Source organism: Brevibacillus fortis (assembly GCF_046196545.1).
GTDB lineage: Bacteria > Bacillota > Bacilli > Brevibacillales > Brevibacillaceae > Brevibacillus > Brevibacillus fortis_A.
The window spans coordinates 4,405,493-4,427,349 of record NZ_CP176370.1 but is presented as its reverse complement, the minus strand read 5'-3'; the positions used below and the strand labels follow the sequence as shown (position 1 = coordinate 4,427,349).

The following is a 21,857-nucleotide window of genomic DNA, read 5'->3' as shown; positions in this document are numbered from 1 at the left end:
CTTTCGAACTTCAATCATCATTCCGAGCAATCGAGGAGGCGACAGGATCATGGTAGGGAACGAATGGCAGGTAGGTCAGTTTCAATTGTCTTGGCTGAGAGGTGGACTCACGAAGCTGGACGGAGGCGCAATGTTTGGTGTAGTGCCCAAGCCGCTCTGGAGCAAAAGATACCCATCGAATGATCTCAATCAAATCCCTTTGCGTGCTGACCCGATCCTGGTACAAGCTCATGGCAAGCGCATTTTGATTGAATCGGGCATGGGAAATGATCGGCTAACGGAAAAGCAGAAACGAAATTTTGGCTTGGAAGAAGAGTCTCAAGTGGTGGACTCCCTCGCTGCAAAAGGGTTGACTCCTGCCGATATCGATATCGTCATCATGACACATATGCACTACGATCATGCCAACGGACTTGTCTCTATACGTGATGGACAACTTGTCTCTACGTTTCCACAAGCTGTCATCTACGTACAGGAGCAGGAATGGGCGGAGATGAGAGAGCCGAATGTTCGCTCGAAGAATACATATTGGGAAGAGAACTGGCGTCCGATTGAGAATCAGGTGAAGACGTACGGAGCTTCGCACGAAGTTGTGCCAGGAATCACGCTTCATCATACAGGTGGTCACAGCCAGGGCCATGCTATCGTGCGGATGGAGACAGAGGGGCAGTTGCTTTTGCATCTAGCGGACATTATGCCTACACACGCTCATCAAAATCCATTATGGGTGATGGCCTACGACGACTATCCGATGACATCCATCTATGCAAAAGAAGAATGGATCAACAACGGGATCAAGCAAGGAGCTTGGTTCACGTTTTACCACGATAGTGTTTACCGTGCGGTGAAATGGAACGAGCAGGGAGAAATGGTTGATCGTATTGAAGTTATTGTGTAAAAAGAGATAGGCAAAGACCGTCAGTGTTTTCTGGCGGTCTTTTGCTTTGTCTAGGGTTACCGTGTCCAACCCTATCGAATTTTTGATTACTCTCATAGAAATATTTCATAATCAAAAAATTTTGAATGCTCATTGACGAACGATCATTGCCTCTCTACAATGGGAACATCACAGAGCATCTGTTCTGGCAGAGGTGGGAAAGCATAACAGTGGTGAGGAGAGAGAGAAAATGAGCTGGATCAAGATGCGTTTACAGGAGTTTCACCCGATCGTCTGGTCATTAGTCGTCGGGACCGTGTTCGTCCGGGCCGCCAGCTCGATGAGCATGCCGTTTTTGTTTTTATACTTGTCCAATCAAACAGATATGAGCTTGGCAATGATCGGCTTGACTATTGGCGCAGGACCGCTCGCGGGTACAATCGGAGGCTTTATTGCGGGGGCATGGTCAGACAGAATCGGGCGCAGGAGAGTCATGCTAGGGGCATTGTATGTATGGACGCTCGTGTTCGTCGGGTTTGCGCTTAGTAAAGACCCGTGGATTCTGCTTTTGCTCAATATAGCAGGGGGACTCTGTCGATCCTTCTACGAACCGGTCTCCCAGGCGCTGATGGCAGATGTAACGCCACCAGAGAAACGGCTTCGCGTGTTCGGTATTCGTTACATGGCAATTAACGTGGGGGTAGCGGTTGGGCCTATCGCAGGGGTAGTGCTGGCGAAAAGCTCTGTAGCCCTGCCTTTCCTGATGACTGCGCTGATTTATCTCATCTATGTGATTAGCTTGCAAGGATTATTGAACAGGTTCGGTATTAAACAAATTGAAGGCCAAAAGAAAGAAGTCGTTACATTCAGCCGTGCATTCAGTGTTGTGGTGAACGACAAAGCGTTTCGTTTGTACATGCTCGCCGGTGTTTTAGGAGCGATTGGCTACTCGCAAATGTCTTCTACGCTGGCCAAATTCGCAGAAATGACGGTCGTGAATGGAACAGAGCTGTTTGCCATCTTGATGACAGTCAATGCGATTGTCGTCGTTGTGATGCAGCTTCCGTTGACGACTTGGGCAGAAAAAAAGACGCCTCTCACCGCGATAGTGGTGGGAAACGTCATGTATGCAGTTGGTGACGTGGGTTATGCCTTTGCCAATTCGTGGCTGATATTCATTGTGGCGATGGTATTTTTCACAATTGGTGAAATCCTTACGTTTACAGCAGGAGACGTCCTGATCGACCGAATGGCGCCTGAGAGTATGCGGGGCAGCTATTACGGTGCGAAAAGCTTCAGCAACCTCGGCCAGTTCATCGGTCCGTGGATGGGCGGATTGCTGTTGGCACATTACGGAGGTACGACCTTGTTCCTGGTGGTAGCAGCGACTTCGATGATGAGCAGTGCCTTCCAATGGGCGGGTGCTCGCGCCTTTGAGGCAACCCGTGGAAAGTCCATGAATGAAGCGAGGGCTGAATCACTCTAACGCTTGCAAAATACGATCCGCCATCCGTTTATAGCCTTCAGCATTTGGGTGGAAGTGGTCTGTATACAAGTAGTTTTGTTCTTTGCGCAAAAACAAGTCGTAGGTCGGCACCACGAGTACTTGCGGGTACCGTGAGGCGATTTGGGACGCCTGATTGTTCCAGTCGAGCACGGGCCCGATGGTGTCGACGGCTGCTTCCGTATTGCCAAAAGGATTGTACAAGGAAGTATAGACGATCGTCGCCGTCTTGTTGACGCTGCGAATCTGATTGAGAATCTCTTCATAGTTGACCGCAAGCTGATTAAGAGCTGTGGTCACTTTTTCTTTTTCAATGGTATACAGCCCGCCTGTCTGCCTGAACAAGTCATTGCCGCCGATGGTAAAGAGAATCAGATCTGCTTCAGCGAGCAGCTTCTTCACTTGCTCCTGGGACATTTGTTTGAGCAGCTCAGATGATTCCTGTCCATTAATCGCAAGGTTTGTGAACGTAATAGACTGGCCCGATTTTTTTTCCAATGCTTGGCGAACGAGTCCGACATAGCCTTGGCCGTTTGCGTCTCCGGCACCGCGTGTGAGGGAATCCCCTAGTGCGACTACTTTATGGACACCCTTTTCTGGTAAAGGAGAGGGTGGCTGCTCTTTTTGGGCAGGTGGGGTTGCTGCGGATGGTGCCAACTGCTGCGGATTCATCGCGAGGACAAACCCTGTCGCAAATAAGAGAAATGAGAGTAAAGACAAGAGACCTGCCGTGCGCCAAAGAAATTGGCCGGATGTGCGCATCGGGTATCCTCCTATTCGTTCTAAAGTGTATGGTCATGGTATAATGTGGATGGACATCTTATGACAGTGTACCATAAACAGAACGCCATCGTCAGTTGGCGAGGCGTGACTCAGATAGGAGGGCTCAAATTGGCCGAAACGGTCCTCTCAGTAAAAGGATTGCAAAAAGCGATTGGCAAAAAGCCGATCATTCATGATATTACGTTTGACGTTTTCGCCGGAGAGGTATTTGGATTTCTCGGGCCGAATGGCGCAGGAAAAACGACCACGATCCGCATGCTCGTCGGATTAGCCAAAGCGGACGGCGGAGATATTCGCATCGGAGGCATCTCCCTTCAGGAACAGTTTCCGCAAGCGATTGCGCAGGTTGGTTGTATCGTCGAAAATCCGGAGCTGTACAAGTTTTTGACAGGCAGAGAAAATCTGGAGCAGTTTGCGAGAATGAGCGGCGGTATTACACCTGAGCGTATTGAGGAAATCGTTCGCTTCGTTGATTTGGAGCGGGCGATTGATGATAAGGTAAAAACGTACTCGCTTGGAATGAGGCAGCGCCTGGGGATTGCGCAGGCACTTTTGCATCGTCCGAAAATACTGATCCTGGACGAACCGACGAACGGCTTGGACCCGGCGGGGATTCGTGAGTTGCGCCAGTTTATTCGCAAGCTTGCCGAGGAGGAAGGGCTCGCTGTCTTCATTTCGAGTCATCTTCTCAGTGAAATCGAGATGATGTGCGACCGTGTGGCGATTATCAGCCAAGGAAAGGTCATTTCGGTTGGATTCGTCAAAGAGCTGATGGAGCAGTTTGCTGATCAGGTCGATTGGACCATCCCGTCTTCTCATATACAAAAGGCCGAGGAAACCCTCCGAAAACTACCAGCAGTGACAGAGGTGTGGGTGGTCAGTGAAGAGCGCCTGAAATCGCGTATGGATATAGAAAAAGTGAGCGAGGCTAACCAAGCGTTGGTCAATGCCGGAATACCTGTGATGGGGATTGCGACGAAGACGGTTACACTGGAAGACCTGTTCCTTACATTGACGGGAGGAGGGGGAAGTCATGGAGCAGAGCATGGTGGGGCTCGTACAGAATGAAACCATTAAATTGCTGCGTCGGCGCCGTTTTCTCGTCGTCGTGCTGATCTTGGCGATTCTGATCCCGATTTTTACATACGCGCAGTACCGCTCAGTTGTCACTGCACAAGAAAGAATGGGGACAACCGATTGGCGACCGCTATTAACCCAACAAATCGTCGATATGCAAAACCGGCTGGCATCAAGCCGTCTTCCTGAAGAATGGCGGGATTTTATCAAAGTCAGGATCGCGCAGCAGCAATATTATTTGGATCACGACATTAACCCGATGGCACCAGGCGGACCTACATTCGCCCGTGGCTTTATGGACCAAGCCATTTCGATGTTTTTGCCGATGATCATCGTCGTACTCGCGGTTGACCTCGTATCTTCTGAGTTTAGCGAGGGGACGGTCAAGCTGCTATTAACGCGACCCGTACGGCGTTGGAAGGTACTGACCAGCAAATACATCACCCTGCTGCTGTTTACCTCTCTCACGGTTCTCACGACATTGATTCTCGCTTATTTGCTCTCTGGGGTCGTGTTTGGCTATTCGGGATGGGACCTGCCCATTTTGACTGGCTTTGAAGTATCGGGAGGAGAGCTCGAGACATCTGGCGCTTTCATGTTGCCACAATGGCAATTTTTGCTGATGCAGTACGGGCTTGGCTGGTTCGTCTGCGTCGTGGTTGCCACGGTAACACTCATGGTCTCTGTTTTGGTTCGGAGTGCAGCTGCGGGGATGGGAATCATGATGGCAGCGTTAATTAGCGGAACGATCCTGACGCAGATGGCATCCTCCTGGGAATCGTCCAAATACTTGTTCGTGGTAAATTTGCAGCTTACGGATTATCTCAACGGAACACTACCTCCGATTAAGGGGATGACGCTGCCGTTCTCGTTGACCGTATTGAGTGTATGGGCGATCGCAGCGCTGATCATTGCGTACGCGACCTTTATCCGTAGGGATGTCACATCCTAATTTGACAAATTCCGTTACTTAATGACATGTCTGCTCGTCTTTACCATGACGAATGAAAAAGACAGCGAGAGGAGAAAGACGAAACAAAATGGACGTATTATGGAAAGCAGGCTCGGTGACACTATCTGGCATGTTTGAGCTGTGGGCAGCGATCCCGGTAGGTTTTATGTTGCAACTACCACCGGTTCTGATCGGAATATTTAGTGCGGTGGGTGCGATTATCAGCGCAGGTGTCGTCATTTTTCTGGGAGGTTCTTTGCGCACTTGGCTTTTAAAGCGTGTAGAGAAACGGAGCAAGCGTCAGGGGCGCATGTGGCAGATATGGGATAAATACGGAGTGGTCGGTCTTGGCCTCGCTTCGCCGCTTTTAACGGGAGCCCCACTGGGAGCTGCTATTGGTATCTCGCTGGGAGCCCCTACGAAAAAGCTCATGCTGTGGATGTCGGTGGGCATCATTATCTGGAGTGTGCTATTGACGGCAGGAGTGGCTTTTGGTCTTTTGCAATTCATGGTGCCAGAAACGAAATAGCTATATGCATGAAAACCGCCAATTTCTGGCGGTTTTTGTTCATGCTCTTCATAATGTGAGTCTGTAGACAATCTCTCCATCGTATACGTAGCCAGACCGATTCGACCTGAAAAATCTTCCTTTTCCACGTGCGCGTTTTTTCGTAAAATAAACCAAGGATACAAATAGATAAGTTCCAGAAAGTGAGGTAACTGACATGGACGAGAAAAAAGAAGCGTTGGTCCCTGAACTGGAGGATCTAGTTCATAAATTTACAGAGCTGTTGACAGGAGAAGCGACTCCTGAGCGCGTAGAAATGGTAAAAATATGGTGCCTGTACACGACAATGGCAAAAGCGATGCCGCCGCTGATTCAGCATTGGGGAAGCGAGCCTGAGCATATGGAAGCACGGAATCAAATTCGGGAAATCATCGAGCAGATCAAGCTATGGAATCAGGAGAAAAATCAAAAGCATTAAAATCGGAAAAAACGCTGTCTCTTTGCGAAAGAGAACAGCGTTTTTTTACTTCAATCGAATCTCTTACCGGCGTAGAGGCATCAACTTTTCCCCGAAAAAAGACACGATCCTGAAAAGCAGGTCGTGTCTTTCTAATTGTAGGGAGCTATTTACGGATTCCACGTAATATGTTTGGCAGCTTCCATTAATTCATTTAAGGTGACTCCGTTTGCGGTCACTACCACATACAACGATTGGTTGTCGGATTGAGAGTTAAAATGAACCGCGTGCTGGGCTGTTGATCCTTTTGAATCCGTTTGATCAAAGGAAACGGCGATGGCTTGCTCTCCGTTGACAGCGAACAACTGAGTAGCGGAGAAAGTGCCTGGGATAGAGAGGCTGCGCTTGCCTTCTGTATTACGCACAACATCTAGGCGAATCCAATCGTTGTTCCGCTTGTAATCTGCCGTTAAGCGAGTCACCTTCTGACTGGTTTCGGATTCATATTGGACCGATACCGTACTCATCGAGAACCCATTCGGTGCTTGCGAGAGGGCAGGCACGGGCATATCTGATGCTTGTACAGCGGTGTTCAAATCCGAGAAGGAGGAGAGCGTAATGGGCTGCTTCGCTGCCGTCGGCAACGTTGGACCCACTAATGCGTTCTCAGTCGTACCGCCATCAGCAGTGTCTGGTTCCACTTGGGAAGCGGCGATCCCAAAAGTCGTGGGATTCTCAGCAGCAGCGCCATTGGCTTCCTTAGCGGCTACATGGTTACCAGTATTTGCTGACTCGGCTGGAACTTCCGATTTCGCTTTTGCTGCTTGATCAGCTGAGTTTCCCTGTAATCCGCGAGATGCCACGCTGTTCTGCCCGTCTTTATTCATCGTACGTGGCTCTGGTGTTGCTACTTTTTCCTCTGGTTTCACCATCGCAATCGCATTGTTCGATTGGGTAGGTGATGCAGGAGGGGTATCTTTTGCAGGTGTAGTTGGAGCGACCTGCGATTTTGTAGCGGCGGACGCTGGATTGCTTTCTGCTTTTTTCATCGTCGGACTATCTGCTGCTGCTGGTATGGAAGCGATAGCAGGTGCTGGAGCTTGTGGTGCCGATTTTGATTCGGATTCGTCGAATGCAAAAGCGTTCTGGTTGTCTTTCATCCCGTTTTCTTGTATCGCAGCCATTTGAATAGTACTCGGTGCCAGTTGTTGGTAGCCGACGAAACCAACTGCGAGCAAGACAGCCGCTGCGCTAACCCAGGCGTATGAAGGGAAGCCTTTGGTCCAACGCTTGTTTGGCTTTACTATCACTGTGCTCGTTTGTTGCTCTGAAGATACAGTAGCGGCGTGAGGGGGTACACCTTTTCCGGCGGTCTGGTAGATTGCTTGCATGATTCTGTCTTCCAGGTTCGCTTGAGGTAGTGGAACCTCCTTCAAGAACTGCACCTCCTCTTCTGTTGTCATTTGCGTTTCTATCCAAGCGATGCATTCGTCACAGGTTTCAATATGTGAGTGCGAATCGCTATCTGTGTCATCTAGCCATGCTTTTCTAAATGCCTGGCAGTTCATGTACGAGCCCCCCTTCCTTGCGGGATAACAATTTTGCGAGTTCCTGACGAGCACGCAAGTAACGGACGCGAGCTGTAGATTCGGCGATGCCGAGGAGTGTAGCTATTTTTTCAAACGGATATTCGTGCGTACAGCGAAGGACGATCACTTCTCGATAAGAATCCGACAGTAAGGCAAAGGCCTCCTGAATTTCTCGGCGTTGCTCTTTCGTCATGAGCGATTCCTGAGGGGATTCGTCACGTGTATTGGACGGCACATAGGCCAGTTGTTCATCCGAGTCATGATACTTACGGCGACGCAAGAAGTCGATGCTCTTATTTCGTGCAAGCGTATGTAACCAGGACGAAAACTGGCTGTCCCCGCGGAATGTGGACAATTTTTCATACGCTTTTACAAAAACTTCCTGAGTGAGATCCTCTGCATCAGAGCGATTGTTTACCATTTTGTAAATGAAAACATAGATCATATGCTGATATCGCTGAATGAGGTCGCGATACGCTTCGATGTCGCCTTGAAGAATCCGCTGAATGATTTCGGCGTCGGATTGCATTGAATCTTTGGCCTCCCTTCCCTCTATGAGACGCTGGTTATTCGTAAACGTTTCAGACCAGCGTTTCGATTTCTATAATATCGTATGGATAGCCTTGTTCGACCAGAAAAAGCTGGCGATGGAGCGAAAACTCCTGCTCTCTCGTGTCTCGTGTTACCAATGTATAAAAATGGGCGGTGTTGTTTTCTGTTTTAGGCCTTAAGATGCGTCCCAAGCGCTGTGCCTCTTCTTGTCTGGAACCATACGTCCCGGAAATTTGGATCGCGACGTTGGCATCCGGCAAATCAACCGCAAAGTTGGCTACCTTGGATACGATCAGGCGTGTAATTTCCCCTTTTTTAAACTGCGTGTACAAAAGCTCACGTTCTTTGTCCGGTACTTTTCCTGTAATGAGTGGCAGTTGGAGGGCCGTTGCCATCTGCTCAAGCTGATCGATATATTGCCCGATGATCAAAACACGATCTTGGGCGTGCCTCTCCAATAGCTCGCGGACGACCTCCAGTTTTTTTGGATTTTCCGCCGCAATGCGAAATTTTTGACGAGCGGTTGCATGTGCATAAGCCTCTCGCCACTTCGGCTCAAAGGGGAGTCGAATTTCTCGGCAATGCGCCTCTGCGATCCAGCCCTGCTCTTCCATGACTTTCCACGGAACCTCGTACTTTTTTGGACCAATCAGCGTGAAAACATCTTCCTCCCGCCCGTCTTCCCGAACAAGAGTAGCAGTCAGCCCAAGTCTGCGAGTGGCTTGAATCCCAGAAGTAACACGAAAGATGGGTGCGGGCAACAAATGCACCTCATCGTAAATAATAAGCCCCCAGTCGCGCTCTGAAAAGAGTTTCAGATGAGGAAAATCATCTTCGGCGGTGGGGCGGTATGTAAGAATTTGATAAGTCGCCACAGTTATTGGCTTGACTTCTTTGTTGTCACCAGTGTATTCGCCGACCATATTTGGATCAAGTCCTGTTTTGTCCAAGAGCTCTGCGATCCATTGACGAACTGATGTCGTATTCGTGGTCAAAATGAGTGTAGCTGTTTGCAAATGGCAAATGGCACCAAGCCCAATGACTGTTTTTCCAGCACCACACGGCAGGACGAGTACGCCGCTTCCCCCGGTCACAGCTCCACCAGCATAGAAGGCATCGACAGCTTCTTTTTGATAAGAACGCAAAGAGAATGCTCGGCCTCGGGATGTCGTTTCCCGCAAGCTGACTACACAGGATTCGCCTTCTGTATAGCCCGCCAAATCTTGAACAGGAAAGCCGAGCTTGATCAGCTCTTGTTTGATCAGACCGCGCGCATAGCTTTTGATGACGAATTCATTCTCAAAAAGAGCAGCGATTGATTTATAACTGGTCACCTCTGCTAAAAGAAGGGGGTCATCACTCATTAATACGAGATCATCGCCAATGCGTTCCAAACGAAACAAGCCGTATTTTCGCATCGTATCTTCTATTTCTTTGACAATGGTAGGCGGAACACCGTACTTGCTGTAGCTGCCAAGCACGTCTGTTACCTCTTGTGATGTAAGACCAGATGCAGCCGCATTCCAAAGCGATAAAGGGGTGATCCGATAGGTATGGATGTATTCTGGGTTCTTGATTAGCTCGGTAAAACCACTGATAGCTTGTCTGGCCTCGGGAAATAAAGGATGTTGTGTTTCCAACAATATCGTCCGATCGCTTTGAACGATCAAGGGCAGGTCTGGACGGTACGACAATAGACTCACCTCATTACAAAAGGCATAGGAATCAGCACTATGGTATCACAATCTCAAAAAGAAAGAAAAACGAACAGGTAACATTTTAGCGTGGATGGGAAACAATATCCCAAAGCATGGACGGAAAGGATGGCGGGGAGCATGGCAATTTGGGGAAGTTTGTTAAATTTGATCTTGGTCATGATCCTCGTACTCCTGAACGGGTTCTTTGTTGCGACTGAATTCGCGATCGTAAAAGTACGGGAATCGCGCATTGCACAGCTTGCAGCGGAAGGAAACAAGCGCGCTGTTGACGTCGAGAGGGTCCTGCACAATTTGGATGCCTATCTCTCCGCGTGTCAACTCGGGATTACGCTGGCTTCATTAGGACTCGGTTGGCTGGGGGAGCCTGCTGTCGCGCATCTCCTGCATCCGGTTTTTCGTTACTTCCATTTAAATGAAACGGTTGTTACCAGTATTTCCTTTATTATCGCTTTTTCGCTGATTACGTTTTTGCATATCGTGCTGGGGGAGCTGGCTCCTAAGACACTGGCTATTCAATACTCCGAAAAGGTGGTACTTGCGGTAGCCAAGCCGATTCAGCTCTTTTACAAAATCATGTACCCCTTCATTCAAATGCTGAACTGGGCCGCGAGTCGCTTTCTTGCACTTTTTCATATATCCTTGGAGCCGCATCAGGAAGCACATACAGAAGAAGAGATTCGTATTCTTGTCAATGAAAGTCATAAAAGCGGCTTGATTGATCAAACCGAACTGATGTTGGTCGATAATATTTTTGACTTCTCGGAGACGATGGCAAGAGAAATCATGGTTCCGCGTACGGATATGGTTGTTTTGAACCTGCGCGATCCCTTTGACGAAAATGTCAAGCATGTCCAAAACGGACGGTTTACCCGCTATCCAGTAGTGGATGGTGATAAGGATCATGTAGTAGGCAGCTTGCACATTAAGGATATGCTGACAGGGCTTTTGGAAGGAGAGAGCAATGACCTTCAGAGCTTCATGCGTCCTATTTTGACTGTACCAGAGACGATCTCGATCAGCCGGTTGTTGACCATGCTGCAAAAACAACGAGGACAAATGGCGATTATTATTGACGAGTATGGAGGCACTGCTGGACTAGTGACCCTCGAAGATATAATGGAAGAAATTGTTGGCGACATTCAGGACGAGTTTGACGATGAGCGTCCAGAGGTGGAGCGCAGTGACGGCATGCTGTCATTGGACGGGCGTATGCTACTGGAAGAGGTCGGCGATTATTTGGATATCGAATTGGAGTCGAGCGATGTAGATACGCTTGCTGGCTGGATCTACATGCAGATCGACCATCCGCCACGCGTGGGGGATCGGGTAAAAGAGGGAAAGTATGAATTTGTCGTGGGAGAAGTCGACCACTACAGAATCACCAGGGTATATGTAAAGAAATTCGGCAAAGCAGAGGAAGAAATCAGTTCCACGTAAGTGAGGAAAGGGGGCTTCTCAATGCGTAATATAATTGCTATAATGGGACACAAGTTGCATAGATGGCAATGAGCCTAATTGCTTAGGGTGATTAGAGCAGCTGAGAGTAGAGACTAGAGGAGGAAGTACAGATGAGACGAGCAGTCAGTATGGTACTGACCGCATTGCTGGCGTTTTCTTTGGCAGCATGTGGCAACGAAACAGGTGGGAAAACAGAGACAGCAGCAACGACAGGCCAAGGGCAAACAGTGAAGCTGGGGCTGACGCAATTCGTGGAGCACCCTGCGCTGGATGCTATTCATAAAGGAATTTTGGATGGTCTGAAGGATGCTGGTTACGAAGAGGGCAAGAACTTGGAGGTAGACTCCCAGAACGCCCATGGTGACATGAACAATACGGTCTCGATCGCACAGAAGTATGCCGGAGATAAAAAGGATATTGTCGTAGCGATTGCGACGCCATCCGCTCAGGCTGCAGCCAAGGCGATTGCAGACAAACCTGTTATTTTCAGTTCCGTAACAGACCCGATCTCGGCTCAACTGGTTGGCAGTCTGGAGAAGCCAGACAAAAATGTCACCGGGACGTCCGATAAAGTATCGATGGAACAACAATTGAAGCTGGTAAAAGCATTCCTGCCTGAGCTGAAAAAGCTGGGTGTGATCTATACGACCTCCGAAATTAATTCAGAGGTACAGGTCAAGGAATTGGAAGAAGCAGCGCAAAAAGAAGGCGTAGAAATCATCAAGGCAGGCATTTCGCAGCTATCCGAAGTGCAGCTTGCAGCTCAAAGTCTTGCTAGTAAAGCTGATGCCATTATTATCCCAATTGACAATACCGTCGTTTCTTCGTTTGAAGCGGTACTCGGAGCAGCGGAGGAAAACAAAATCCCTGTATTTGCTTCTGATACCGATACAGTGAAACGTGGAGCGGTTGCTACGTATGGGATTGATTACTACCAAATCGGTAAACAAACAGGCGATATGGCTGCCCGTATCTTAAAAGGGCAAAGTGTTGCTGATACTCCTGTAGAGATTTCGAAACAAGCTGATTTGTATATCAATGAAACAGCTGCTGCAAAGTTTGGGCTCACTATTTCTGAGGCACTCAAACAACAGGCGAAAGAAATCATCAAGTAAAAAGAGAGCGTCATGCTCTCTTTTTATTCTTTTAAAACGGTTTTATCCATGTTAAACTGTAGAAAAAATTCACGAGGGGGAATTCACCAAATGTTCAAACAAAAGAAGAGTATTAAAATTTTTCAGAGTTTTTTATTTCCTTTATTGCTTTTGTCTGTTACCGCTTGTGGACAGCAAAGCACTACCCCTGCAAACAATTCTACCCCAGCCCCTGCAACCACGACGGCACCTGCTCCGTCTACTGAAACCAAGCAGCTGACAATTGGAATTGCCCAATTCGTTGAACACCCTGCTTTGGATGCAGCAAGAGAGGGCTTTATCAGCCAACTGGCTAAAAATGGTTACGAAAAAGACAAGCAAGTAAAAATCGATGTGCAATCCGCACAGGCGAGTATGGATACAGCTATTCAGATTGCCCAGAAATTCGAGGCTGACAAAGTAGATTTGGTGTTGGCTATTGCGACTCCGACGGCACAGGCTGCCGCACAAACCAGCAAGCAGATTCCGATCCTGTTTACTGCGGTAACAGATCCAGTAGAAGCTGGTCTGGTTGCAGCGATGGACAAGCCGGGAGCGAACGTAACCGGTACATCGGATATGAACCCTGTCGAAGAGCAATTGAAGCTGATCAAAGAAATGAAAGCTGATGCGAAATCTGTTGGAATCATTTATAGTTCTGGTGAAGTCAACTCCAAAGTACAGGTGGATGCGGCAAAAGCTGTAGCCGGTAAGCTTGGTTTAGAAATTAAAGAAGCGGCAATTACGAGCGCGACAGAAGTGAAGCAAGCAGCTGAGTCCATGGTGGGCAAAGTAGATGCTTTCTACGTACCGACTGACAACATGGTCGTATCTTCGATTGCAGCTGTTATCGGTGTAGCGGAAGCACAAAAAATTCCAGTCATTGCAGGTGAAGAAAACTCTGTGAAGAGCGGAGCGATTGCCACTTACGGGATCGACTACACGAAGCTGGGCGAGCAAACAGCTGATATGGCAGCAAAAATCCTGAAGGGTGAAGCGAAGCCAGCTGATATGGCTGTTGAAGTGCAAGCAGACATGAAGCTCGTTTTGAATAAGAAAGCAGCGGAAAAAATGGGTGTGACGATTCCGCAAGCCATGCTCGACCGTGCTGGACAAGTGATCGAGTAATAAATGCAGTAATTGGAGGATTTCTTCTATGAATCAACTGGCAATAATGGGAGCCATTGAGCAAGGTTTACTATTTGGTATCTTGGCTCTCGGTGTATATCTGACCTTCCGAGTCTTAAACGTTCCTGACTTAACCGTAGATGGTAGTTTTGCCTTGGGAGGCGCAATCGCAGCCAAGTTCATTATCGATGGCACCAATCCGTTTTTGGCTACCCTGCTGGCTTTCATTGTAGGCGGTTTGGCAGGAGCTTTTACGGGCGTCTTGCATACCAAAGGAAAGATTAACGCACTTTTGGCGGGGATCTTGACGATGATCGCCTTGTACTCGATTAATTTGCGTGTCATGGGGAAAGCGAATTTGCCCCTTTTGCGGGAAGATACCCTGTTCACTTATGTGAAGGATATGGGCATTCCAAACCTGGCAGTAGGTGGAGTTACCTTGCTGTCTGGTGTAGCAATCATCTTTATCGTAGGTGTTATGGTGTTGAAGCTCATCATTGACTGGTTCCTGCATACGGATATGGGCCTGGATTTGCGCGCGACAGGTGACAACTCGAAGATGATCCGCAGCTTTGGGGTAAACACGGATTCAACAACGATCATCGGTTTGGCTCTCTCGAATGGCTTGGTAGCTTTAGCTGGTGCGTGGGTAGCCCAATACCAAGGCTTTGCGGATGTAGGAATGGGGATCGGGATGATCGTCATCGGTCTCGCTTCCGTTATTGTCGGGGAAGTTTTGTTTGGCAGCTCTTCGATTTTCCGAGTGACGCTTGCTGTCATTCTCGGCTCGATTGTGTACCGCTTGGTCATCGCCATAGCGTTGGACCAAGGATTGAATCCTTCTGATATGAAGCTGATTACTGCCCTGATCGTTATCTTTGCCCTGACTGTCCCAACTGTGGCAAAAGGCATCTGGAAAAAGCAAGCGGTACGCTCGGCAAGGGGAGGAAGCAGCGATGCTTAAAATTACAAACGTCAACAAAGTATTCAACGCAGGAACTGTGAATGAAAAGATCGCGCTTCGAAACGTCAATCTGCACGTTAAGAAGGGAGAGTTCATCACCGTTATCGGTAGTAATGGTGCCGGTAAATCGACGATGATGAATATGATCTCCGGTGGACTAACGCCAGATGAGGGCAGTATTACGATTGACGGCAAAGATGTAACGCGCTTGGCGGAGCACCAACGCGCAGGTCTGATCGGCCGTGTGTTTCAGGACCCAATGGCAGGTACAGCTCCGAACATGACGATTGAGGAAAATCTGGCAATCGCTTTGGGGCGGGGAAAACGCCGTACACTTGGTTTCGGGGTGAATAACCAGAAGCGAGAGCTGTTCCGCGAGCAGCTCAAGCAGTTGGATCAAGGGCTGGAGAACCGTTTGAAGACCAAAGTTGGTTTTCTCTCAGGGGGACAGCGTCAAGCACTTAGCCTGTTGATGGCTACCTTCACAGAGCCGAAGATTTTGCTCCTCGATGAGCATACAGCAGCGCTTGACCCGAAACGGGCACAGCTCATTGTGGATTTAACGGAAAAAATCGTGGAACGATATAAACTGACGACAATCATGGTCACGCATAATATGGACCAAGCGTTGAACATGGGCAATCGCCTGTTGATGCTCCACGATGGGGGGATCATCCTCGACATTCCGGATGAGAAAAAACGGACGATGAAAGCGCAGGATCTGCTTCGAGCATTCGAAACAGCCCGCGGTGGAGAAAGCTTCAGTGAAGATCGCTTCTTGTTAACCTAATCGGATCGAATCAGCCTTCCTGTTCAAGCGGGGAGGCTTTTTCGTTGTTAGAAAGATACACGTACATGAATCCGGCACCGATCAAGAGGATGCCTGCGACGATGGTGAAAAGCATCGTTCCGCCATCATGCAGCAAGACAAGGCTGCCCAAGTACGGTCCGCACGTACGGGAAATATCCCAGTGTGTTCCTGTGATCGCGAAGTACCGCCCGCGCATCGTGACAGGTGATATTCGCGTGACGAAGGCCATCAACTGAGTCAGACCAATACTCTCTCCGATGACGAGTAACACTTGCAAGGCGAGAAGGACTGGTACGTTGTCGATGAAGGCGTAGCCCAAGGATACGATGAGAAAACAAATGTAAGAGCCACTAATCAACAGGCGGACGGGCAAGTGCTGGGTCCATTTGACGAGCAAATACTCGAAACTGAGCAACAGGACCCCTTTTACCGCAACGAGTAAGGCAAGCGTTTGTAAATAGTTTGGCAGCGTGTTTTTCAGATGAAGCTGGAGATTCGTCTCGGTTTGCGCGTAAAACAGACTGATCGGCAAAGATAGCATCATAATGGCAAGAGCTGGTCGATAAGCATGCCAGGAGCCGCGTGAACAAGTGTCTGCTGCTTCCTGGACGGGAGCCTCTGGCAGCGGAGTTTGCGGGATTTTCCACCAGACGGCAAGAGCATAGATCAATAGCGAGATCGCAGTAAACAAAAATGCCATAGCAGGATCGTACTTATAAATGATGACTCCGACTAATGGTCCCAATGCGGCCCCGATACTGCTAGAAGTATTGAGAAGGGCAAAGGCACCGGGCATTTGAGCGGAGGAAATCGTATCTGCGAGATGCGCGCGGCTGGCAGGGATAAACAGGGAGCGGCCAGCACCGTTGACGATGTACAGGATCGCAAAACCCAGCATAGAATCTGCCCAAGCCATTCCCAACATGGCGAAGCCTTGCAGGAACAGGGCGAGTAGCATGATTGTTTTTCGACGATAGCGGTCCGTGATGCCACCAGCAAATAGCGTCAGCAAAATCTCTGAGAAAGGCTGCAAGCCAATGACGAGCATGGTCATAGTGACAGATCCGCCGATGTTCTCGCTCAAGTACAATACGAGAAACGGGGCGATCATGGCGCTGGATAAAGAGGTAAGCGTTTCGCCGAACAGACGGACCCAGAGGAGTGTCGGATACGCAGCAAAGAATCGACGGAGTGTATGAGGGATGTGTGACATAAGTAAGTCCTTTCTCCGGCTCTTCCGGTTAGTTGGTGTTTTTAGAATTGTAAGGTGGCAAAGACCGAAGAAAAAGCGTACGATTAGGCGAATGGTTTTTTCATGTTTTCTGAGGGAATTGGTGGTGGCAAGATGCAACTCGTTGAACAATACATGCGTTTATGTGCGGGTCGGCCTAATGAAGCGATTGGGCATCCGCTTGACATATCGTTAGCTGAAGTTGCTTCGCTTTTATTTTGTACATTGCGGAATGCGACCTTGACCTTGAAAAAAATGCAAAGCCAGGGATGGGTAGTCTGGCAGCCGGGGAGAGGGCGAGGAAATCGATCCGTATTGACATGCTTGCTAGCCCCCGAAGACCTGATCCTGAGCGTAGCAAAGGAACTCGTGCAAAAAGGGGAGATTCGTGCTGCACGGGATATGATCGACGAATATGGGGGAAATTTCCCTGTTTTGGGTGAAAAATTTTCACGATGGATGAATAGTCAGTTTGGACATCGTGTGAAGCGGGAAAAGGGAAGTAAGGGCAGAGTCGATACCTTGCGTTTGTTTTACAGTCGACCATTCGCAGGGCTTGATCCGATTCATATTCTCCTGCGCTCCGAGTCACATATGGTCAAGCAGCTATTTGACTCTCTAGTCCGATTTGATCCAGTCACGAAACGGATTGAACCCGCTATTGCTTTTAATTGGGAGGTAAGTGAAGAAGGGAAGCAGTGGACTTTTTACTTGCGGAAAGGTGTCTTATTCCATCATGGCCGTCCACTTGTTGCGGATGATGTGCGCTTTTCCTTACTTCGTTTGATGGAGCATTCCTATAAGCATCGCTGGCTAGCTGTTTCAATTGAATCGATTACCGTTAAAGATGACTACGTGTTGACGATCTCTTTGCATATGCCGGATGAATTGTTTTTACAGGCACTGAGCAAGGAATATATGGCGATTGTCCCCTGTGATTACGTTCTGGAGATGGTGGAGCAATTTGCACAAATGCCTGTAGGAACGGGGCCGTTTCGAGTAGTCCGCAACGATGATTCCATGCTCGTGCTGGAAGCGTTCACGCCTTATTTTGGAGGAAGGCCGTTCTTGGACCGAATTGAAATCTGGTGCGTACCTGGAATGGCAGCAGAGGCACAGGCAGATGAGAGCTTGTTATCCGTAACGGCTTTGGATGATCATCGGGATACGAGCGTTCTGGCATGGAGTGACGTTGGCAGATTGGAAGATTGTTTCCAATACGTCAGTTTAAATGGAGCAAAAAATGGCCCGCTGTCACATAGCGAATTTCGGAGTCTCATGGTGGCTATCATTTGTGGACAAGCCTTGAGACAAGAGCTACAGGGAACGAGGGAGCATGCAGTCATCTGGGGTGGAACTGATTCGTTCCAAGAAAAAAGAGAGGTGCCGGATTCACAGGAGTTGGTTCGTATTTTCAAAGAGAGCGGGTATCAGGGAGAGGCACTGTCGCTCTATACGTATCCAGATTCCGATCATATAGAAGATGCCCAGTGGATTCAGAAAACGTGCAAGGAATACGGAATTGCCATTGATATCAGGTACGCATCCCCGGAGGAGCTTGCCTTGCCTGCGTTATTACAAGAGGCAGATTTGGTTGTGGATAGTGCGAATGTAGATGAAAGGGCGGAGCTGTCTTTACGAGAATTTCTATACGCTGGTGCGTTGAGTATTTCTCATCATTTAGATCAGCATGGAAAGGAAGAGATCGCGTATTGGATGAACCGCATGTTGTGCGTCCAAGCAGCACAATACCGCCAAGCTTGCGTGGACAGCATCATGCATACGCTTGCGGCTTGCAGTACGTTTGTCCCGTTGTATTCGAATCGGGTAGAAATGCTTGCACATCCGCGGCTATCTGGTGTAAGTCTGGATGCCTATGGCTGGATTGATTTCAGGCGCATTTTTGTGAGGGAATAGCATAAATTTGTCACATAATTATGTGAAACCGCTTTCGTTTTTCATCGTATTATCATATGTAGTTATTTATTATGCTCATAAAGCTTTTTGAGGAGGAACTATGCCGGTGTATACCAAAATCGAAAAGGACAAACACATTTTGTTTGCGTCCATTCGCTTGATGATCTGCGTCGGGCACGCCGACGGTTATATAGGAAATAAAGAAATGGATCGTATTCATGAAATCGTGAATTCGGAGCATTTTACATTGAAAGAACGACAAATTTTAATGGATGACATGGACTATCCGAAACGTCCGGAGGTCATCGTGGAAGACCTGGTAGCCATGACGCAGGCTGAAAAGCTCGTTATGATGCGCAAGCTTTACCACATGGCATTGATCGATCGGAAGCTATCGCCGTCGGAGACAAAAGAGATTGCCCGCATCGCATGCCTGATCGGAATCTCGGAGGAAAAGCAGCGTCAAGTAGAAGAGTGGATTCGCGAAGGGATTGTTTGGCGTGAACGCTGGAAGGATATTGTAGGTGAATAGCCGGGGCCCCAATATGATTGGGGTCCTTTCGTTTTAGGTGGAGGCGTGGCGCAGCCTCGTTTTCTACAGTACAATAAGACAAATAACGTCTCAGCGAGTGGCAACGCTATGGAATGAAGGAGGAGACCTATTTTGCGGATCTTGGTTACGAATGATGATGGCATCGATGCTCTTGGTATCAAGCGATTGGTAGAAGCTTTGCTCACTTTGGAGGGAGCGGAAGTCTATATAGTGGCACCGGTTGAAGAGAAAAGTGGGGTCGGACACGGAATCACTTATCGCAGTGCACTCGCGCCTGAACAGCGTGATTTTTACGGACTGCCGGTGAAAGCGTGGGCGGTCAATGGCAACCCTGCAGACTGTGTAAAAGCTGCTTATCATCTCCTGTTTGAACAAGGGAAAAAGCCGGATATCGTATTCTCGGGGATTAACGTTGGGACGAATCTCGGACGTGATATTTATTACTCCGGTACGTGCAGCGGTGCCAGGGAGGCGGTCATCTTGGGTGTTCCCGGTGTTGCCCTTTCCTATGATAACTGGTTCGATCAAGACAACTATGGCGATGTAGTGGAGATGATTCGTCCGCTTGTAAAAGAATTCAGCGATCGTGCAGTCAAAGGAGAACTGGCATCAGAGGTATTCTGGAATATTAATATCCCGCATGTACCGCTGGCTGAGGTGAAAGGAATGGTTCCGGCCACCTTATCCATGAACCACTATGAAGACAAATACAGCGAAGAAGCGGAAGGCTATTATTTGGCACGCGAGTATCCTCAAGTCATGCCACTGGCGGAACCGCTGGATTATGATTTGCTCAAGCATGGCTATATTCCGATTACCCCTGTCCACATTGACGCCACAGATCGGACACTCTTAAAACAAATGGACAAATGGGCATTGCTAAAAGCTTGGGGAAAACAGGAGGAATAACGCATGAATGAGGAATTTTTCCCTCCGCTAACCCCCGATGACACCCTGTGTTCTCCAGACGAGTCAACGCAGGGAGAGGTTCTGGATCCCGTGGTTTATCACGATTTGTACAAGCTGGCAGAAGAAGAGGGGCTTCCTTACTTTGTCCGTCTAAGTGGAACGGGCGAGGTGGAACTGTATTTGGTGTTCGAATCGGTGGATGCTTTCAGCGAGCAGACGAGAGATGCCGTTTCGCTCGAATTCAAGACGTATCAAAATAAACTGCTCGCTGTCATTTGGACACTGTCGGACCCGCTGAATCCACTTGGTTTTCCCTTGACGTTTGACATAGCCCGTGCTGATGAGCGAAGCATGGCCTTGAAAATGATCGAGCAGCCGTATACTTCTTTGCATTACTTGGCTTACGCGGATCGTGAGCTTACCCACATCTATTCCGAGTCGATTACTTTTTCCCCAGTGGAAGTGGCTCGTACACGTGAGATGATTCAGGCGCTCTATGAGGGAACACCTGATACAATTTCAGAAGAGGTGCAGGTGCGTGAGGAAGAGACCGAAAGCATCTCAGCGATGAGCTTGCCTGCATCAGTTTTTACAGAATCGGGGATGGCCTTCGTATTGCGTTACAAGCACATGAGAGATGTCCATGGTGAAGAAGGAGCGCAGCATTTATTGATGAGTACTGTGCAGCAAGCAGTATGGGTCATGCGCAGGCACGCCCGCAGCGAGGTCCGGGATACTTCCTTTACTGTATGGGCTGCGGAAGCGGGCGATTACGCGATGATCGTGCTGACGCCAAGTCTCTCGCATTTGTTCGAGGTCGTTCATATGTCAGAAGATGAAGCGAATCCGTTCTCGCGTTTTTTGATGACCTTGCCGGAGTACGTGCAGACGCAGGACGCTTCTCCCTTGCAGTTGGGCGCTTATCCACTATTGCGTTATGAGAGCGGTCGCCTCTATCATTTGGAGCTGGATGAAGATGTACAGAAGCATCTCGCGCAGGTGTTTGCGAAAGCGTTTCCAGGAATGCCTGTCCCTTACCTGTGATTGTGGAGAGATTGTGAAAAAAGACTCCCCCTGGAATCTTTTGGTTTTCGATGAAATATGGGTAAATAAGTCATTTTTCAACAAAGGATACGACAAGCGGGAATTCGAATTAAGTAAGACAGACATTCCATTGGGGAGAGGTGACGACGATGTACGCTGTTGAACCCAATTTGTTCCAGGCTGTTTCTGAATGCGCCCACCGTTTTCAAGGGGAGATTGAGCAACTGGCACAACGTCATGCGCTTACGATCGAAGGAGGGCTTCCTGCCTTGGAGCTCCAGGTACATCCGCAGTTTCAGGCTTTGCTCGAGTACAATCTGTGGGGAGAAGCCGGTTTAGTCGTTATCCATGGGAAATTACATAAGCGCGATCAAGTTTGGACAGATTCGTTTTCTGTCATGATGAAGTTTTCTTTGACACATGATCCGAGCATCGATATCGAAGGAAAGAAGCAGCGCATTGAAGAGTTTTTATACGGGGAAGGAGAGTACTTCTGGAATATCCCTCCCGCTGGTCATGTCGGTCATAGTGAGCTGACCTTGCGTTTTACCTACCAGCCTGGATCGAACCGTCTTGCGGAATACGTCAGAAGTGTTTTGGGAATCGTAACCGGAAAGATGATGGCTGCCTAACGCGGCATGAAAGAGAAATGGCTCTCCGTCACAGGAGGGCTATTTTTTTCGAAGGAGGAC

Annotated in this window: 21 protein-coding genes; 16 read left to right on the top strand and 5 right to left on the bottom strand. The window is 48.7% G+C overall.

Annotation, left to right across the window (positions count from 1 at the left end):
- The first annotated feature begins 49 nt into the window (after positions 1 to 49).
- Both ACKKE8_RS21845 and ACKKE8_RS21840 read left to right on the top strand, forming a co-directional pair.
- Positions 50 to 898, top strand: a complete 849-nt coding sequence (locus ACKKE8_RS21845; protein WP_409174882.1) for an MBL fold metallo-hydrolase — start codon at positions 50 to 52, stop codon at positions 896 to 898.
- A 229-nt stretch (positions 899 to 1,127) separates the two neighbouring features.
- On the top strand, positions 1,128 to 2,363 hold the full coding sequence (locus ACKKE8_RS21840; protein WP_409174881.1) for an MDR family MFS transporter: 1,236 nt from the start codon (positions 1,128 to 1,130) through the stop codon (positions 2,361 to 2,363).
- Here the strand turns inward: ACKKE8_RS21840 and ACKKE8_RS21835 are convergent.
- Positions 2,355 to 3,143 carry a GDSL-type esterase/lipase family protein gene (locus ACKKE8_RS21835; RefSeq protein WP_409174880.1) on the bottom strand — a complete coding sequence of 263 codons (789 nt, stop codon included), beginning with the start codon at positions 3,141 to 3,143 and terminating at the stop codon, positions 2,355 to 2,357. The two genes, ACKKE8_RS21840 and ACKKE8_RS21835, sit on opposite strands and share 9 nt — an antisense overlap.
- Positions 3,144 to 3,272: 129 nt before the next feature.
- Between ACKKE8_RS21835 and ACKKE8_RS21830 the strand changes: the two genes are divergently transcribed.
- The 4 genes from ACKKE8_RS21830 to ACKKE8_RS21815 all read left to right on the top strand — a co-directional run bounded on the left by ACKKE8_RS21830 (position 3,273) and on the right by ACKKE8_RS21815 (position 6,179).
- On the top strand, positions 3,273 to 4,232 hold the full coding sequence (locus ACKKE8_RS21830) for an ABC transporter ATP-binding protein (RefSeq protein WP_409174879.1): 960 nt from the start codon (positions 3,273 to 3,275) through the stop codon (positions 4,230 to 4,232).
- The gene (locus ACKKE8_RS21825; RefSeq protein ID WP_088908637.1) at positions 4,198 to 5,193 is read left to right on the top strand and encodes an ABC transporter permease; all 996 of its coding nucleotides are present in this window, start codon (positions 4,198 to 4,200) and stop codon (positions 5,191 to 5,193) included. Before ACKKE8_RS21830 ends, ACKKE8_RS21825 begins: the two co-directional genes overlap by 35 nt.
- Positions 5,194 to 5,281: 88 nt before the next feature.
- On the top strand, positions 5,282 to 5,722 hold the full coding sequence (locus ACKKE8_RS21820; protein WP_106835443.1) for a small multi-drug export protein: 441 nt from the start codon (positions 5,282 to 5,284) through the stop codon (positions 5,720 to 5,722).
- Between the two features lie 196 nt (positions 5,723 to 5,918).
- Positions 5,919 to 6,179, top strand: a complete 261-nt coding sequence (locus ACKKE8_RS21815) for a DUF2573 family protein (protein WP_409174878.1) — start codon at positions 5,919 to 5,921, stop codon at positions 6,177 to 6,179.
- A gap of 149 nt (positions 6,180 to 6,328) precedes the next feature.
- Here the strand turns inward: ACKKE8_RS21815 and ACKKE8_RS21810 are convergent, their stop codons facing one another.
- The 3 genes from ACKKE8_RS21810 to ACKKE8_RS21800 are packed head-to-tail and all read right to left on the bottom strand — an operon-like array spanning position 6,329 to position 9,993.
- The gene (locus ACKKE8_RS21810) at positions 6,329 to 7,726 is read right to left on the bottom strand and encodes a hypothetical protein (RefSeq protein WP_409174877.1); all 1,398 of its coding nucleotides are present in this window, start codon (positions 7,724 to 7,726) and stop codon (positions 6,329 to 6,331) included.
- The gene (locus ACKKE8_RS21805; RefSeq protein ID WP_007716978.1) at positions 7,707 to 8,276 is read right to left on the bottom strand and encodes an RNA polymerase sigma factor; all 570 of its coding nucleotides are present in this window, start codon (positions 8,274 to 8,276) and stop codon (positions 7,707 to 7,709) included. Before ACKKE8_RS21805 ends, ACKKE8_RS21810 begins: the two co-directional genes overlap by 20 nt.
- Before the next feature lie 52 nt (positions 8,277 to 8,328).
- Positions 8,329 to 9,993 carry a DNA repair helicase XPB gene (locus ACKKE8_RS21800; protein WP_409174876.1) on the bottom strand — a complete coding sequence of 555 codons (1,665 nt, stop codon included), beginning with the start codon at positions 9,991 to 9,993 and terminating at the stop codon, positions 8,329 to 8,331.
- A 141-nt stretch (positions 9,994 to 10,134) separates the two neighbouring features.
- Between ACKKE8_RS21800 and ACKKE8_RS21795 the strand changes: the two genes are divergently transcribed.
- The 5 genes from ACKKE8_RS21795 (at position 10,135) to ACKKE8_RS21775 (ending at position 15,490) form a co-directional block, all read left to right on the top strand.
- Positions 10,135 to 11,454 carry a hemolysin family protein gene (locus ACKKE8_RS21795; RefSeq protein ID WP_409174875.1) on the top strand — a complete coding sequence of 440 codons (1,320 nt, stop codon included), beginning with the start codon at positions 10,135 to 10,137 and terminating at the stop codon, positions 11,452 to 11,454.
- Between the two features lie 131 nt (positions 11,455 to 11,585).
- Positions 11,586 to 12,590, top strand: coding sequence for an ABC transporter substrate binding protein (locus ACKKE8_RS21790; protein WP_409174874.1), 1,005 nt, complete (start codon positions 11,586 to 11,588; stop codon positions 12,588 to 12,590).
- Between the two features lie 90 nt (positions 12,591 to 12,680).
- Complete coding sequence (locus ACKKE8_RS21785; RefSeq protein ID WP_409174873.1) at positions 12,681 to 13,736, top strand: ABC transporter substrate-binding protein; 1,056 nt, start codon at positions 12,681 to 12,683, stop codon at positions 13,734 to 13,736.
- Between the two features lie 28 nt (positions 13,737 to 13,764).
- A complete protein-coding gene (locus ACKKE8_RS21780; RefSeq protein WP_409174872.1) occupies positions 13,765 to 14,700 on the top strand; it encodes an ABC transporter permease in 936 nt (311 codons plus the stop codon).
- A complete protein-coding gene (locus tag ACKKE8_RS21775; protein WP_409174871.1) occupies positions 14,693 to 15,490 on the top strand; it encodes an ABC transporter ATP-binding protein in 798 nt (265 codons plus the stop codon). The genes ACKKE8_RS21780 and ACKKE8_RS21775 overlap by 8 nt, the downstream gene beginning before the upstream one ends.
- 10 nt (positions 15,491 to 15,500) lie before the next feature.
- Here the strand turns inward: ACKKE8_RS21775 and ACKKE8_RS21770 are convergent, their stop codons facing one another.
- A complete protein-coding gene (locus ACKKE8_RS21770; protein ID WP_409174870.1) occupies positions 15,501 to 16,724 on the bottom strand; it encodes an MDR family MFS transporter in 1,224 nt (407 codons plus the stop codon).
- Positions 16,725 to 16,856: 132 nt separating this feature from the next.
- Between ACKKE8_RS21770 and ACKKE8_RS21765 the strand changes: the two genes are divergently transcribed.
- The 5 genes from ACKKE8_RS21765 (at position 16,857) to ACKKE8_RS21745 (ending at position 21,797) form a co-directional block, all read left to right on the top strand.
- Entirely contained in the window at positions 16,857 to 18,659 is a 1,803-nt protein-coding gene (locus tag ACKKE8_RS21765) for an SgrR family transcriptional regulator (RefSeq protein WP_409174869.1), read from the top strand.
- Between the two features lie 100 nt (positions 18,660 to 18,759).
- On the top strand, positions 18,760 to 19,191 hold the full coding sequence (locus ACKKE8_RS21760) for a DUF533 domain-containing protein (protein ID WP_048033900.1): 432 nt from the start codon (positions 18,760 to 18,762) through the stop codon (positions 19,189 to 19,191).
- 132 nt (positions 19,192 to 19,323) lie between these two features.
- The gene (gene surE / locus ACKKE8_RS21755) at positions 19,324 to 20,121 is read left to right on the top strand and encodes a 5'/3'-nucleotidase SurE (RefSeq protein WP_409174868.1); all 798 of its coding nucleotides are present in this window, start codon (positions 19,324 to 19,326) and stop codon (positions 20,119 to 20,121) included.
- Positions 20,122 to 20,124: 3 nt separating this feature from the next.
- A complete protein-coding gene (locus ACKKE8_RS21750; RefSeq protein WP_409174867.1) occupies positions 20,125 to 21,165 on the top strand; it encodes a hypothetical protein in 1,041 nt (346 codons plus the stop codon).
- Between the two features lie 149 nt (positions 21,166 to 21,314).
- Positions 21,315 to 21,797 (top strand): hypothetical protein, encoded by a 483-nt coding sequence (locus tag ACKKE8_RS21745; protein WP_409174866.1) that lies wholly within the window; start codon positions 21,315 to 21,317, stop codon positions 21,795 to 21,797.
- Positions 21,798 to 21,857: the final 60 nt, after the last annotated feature.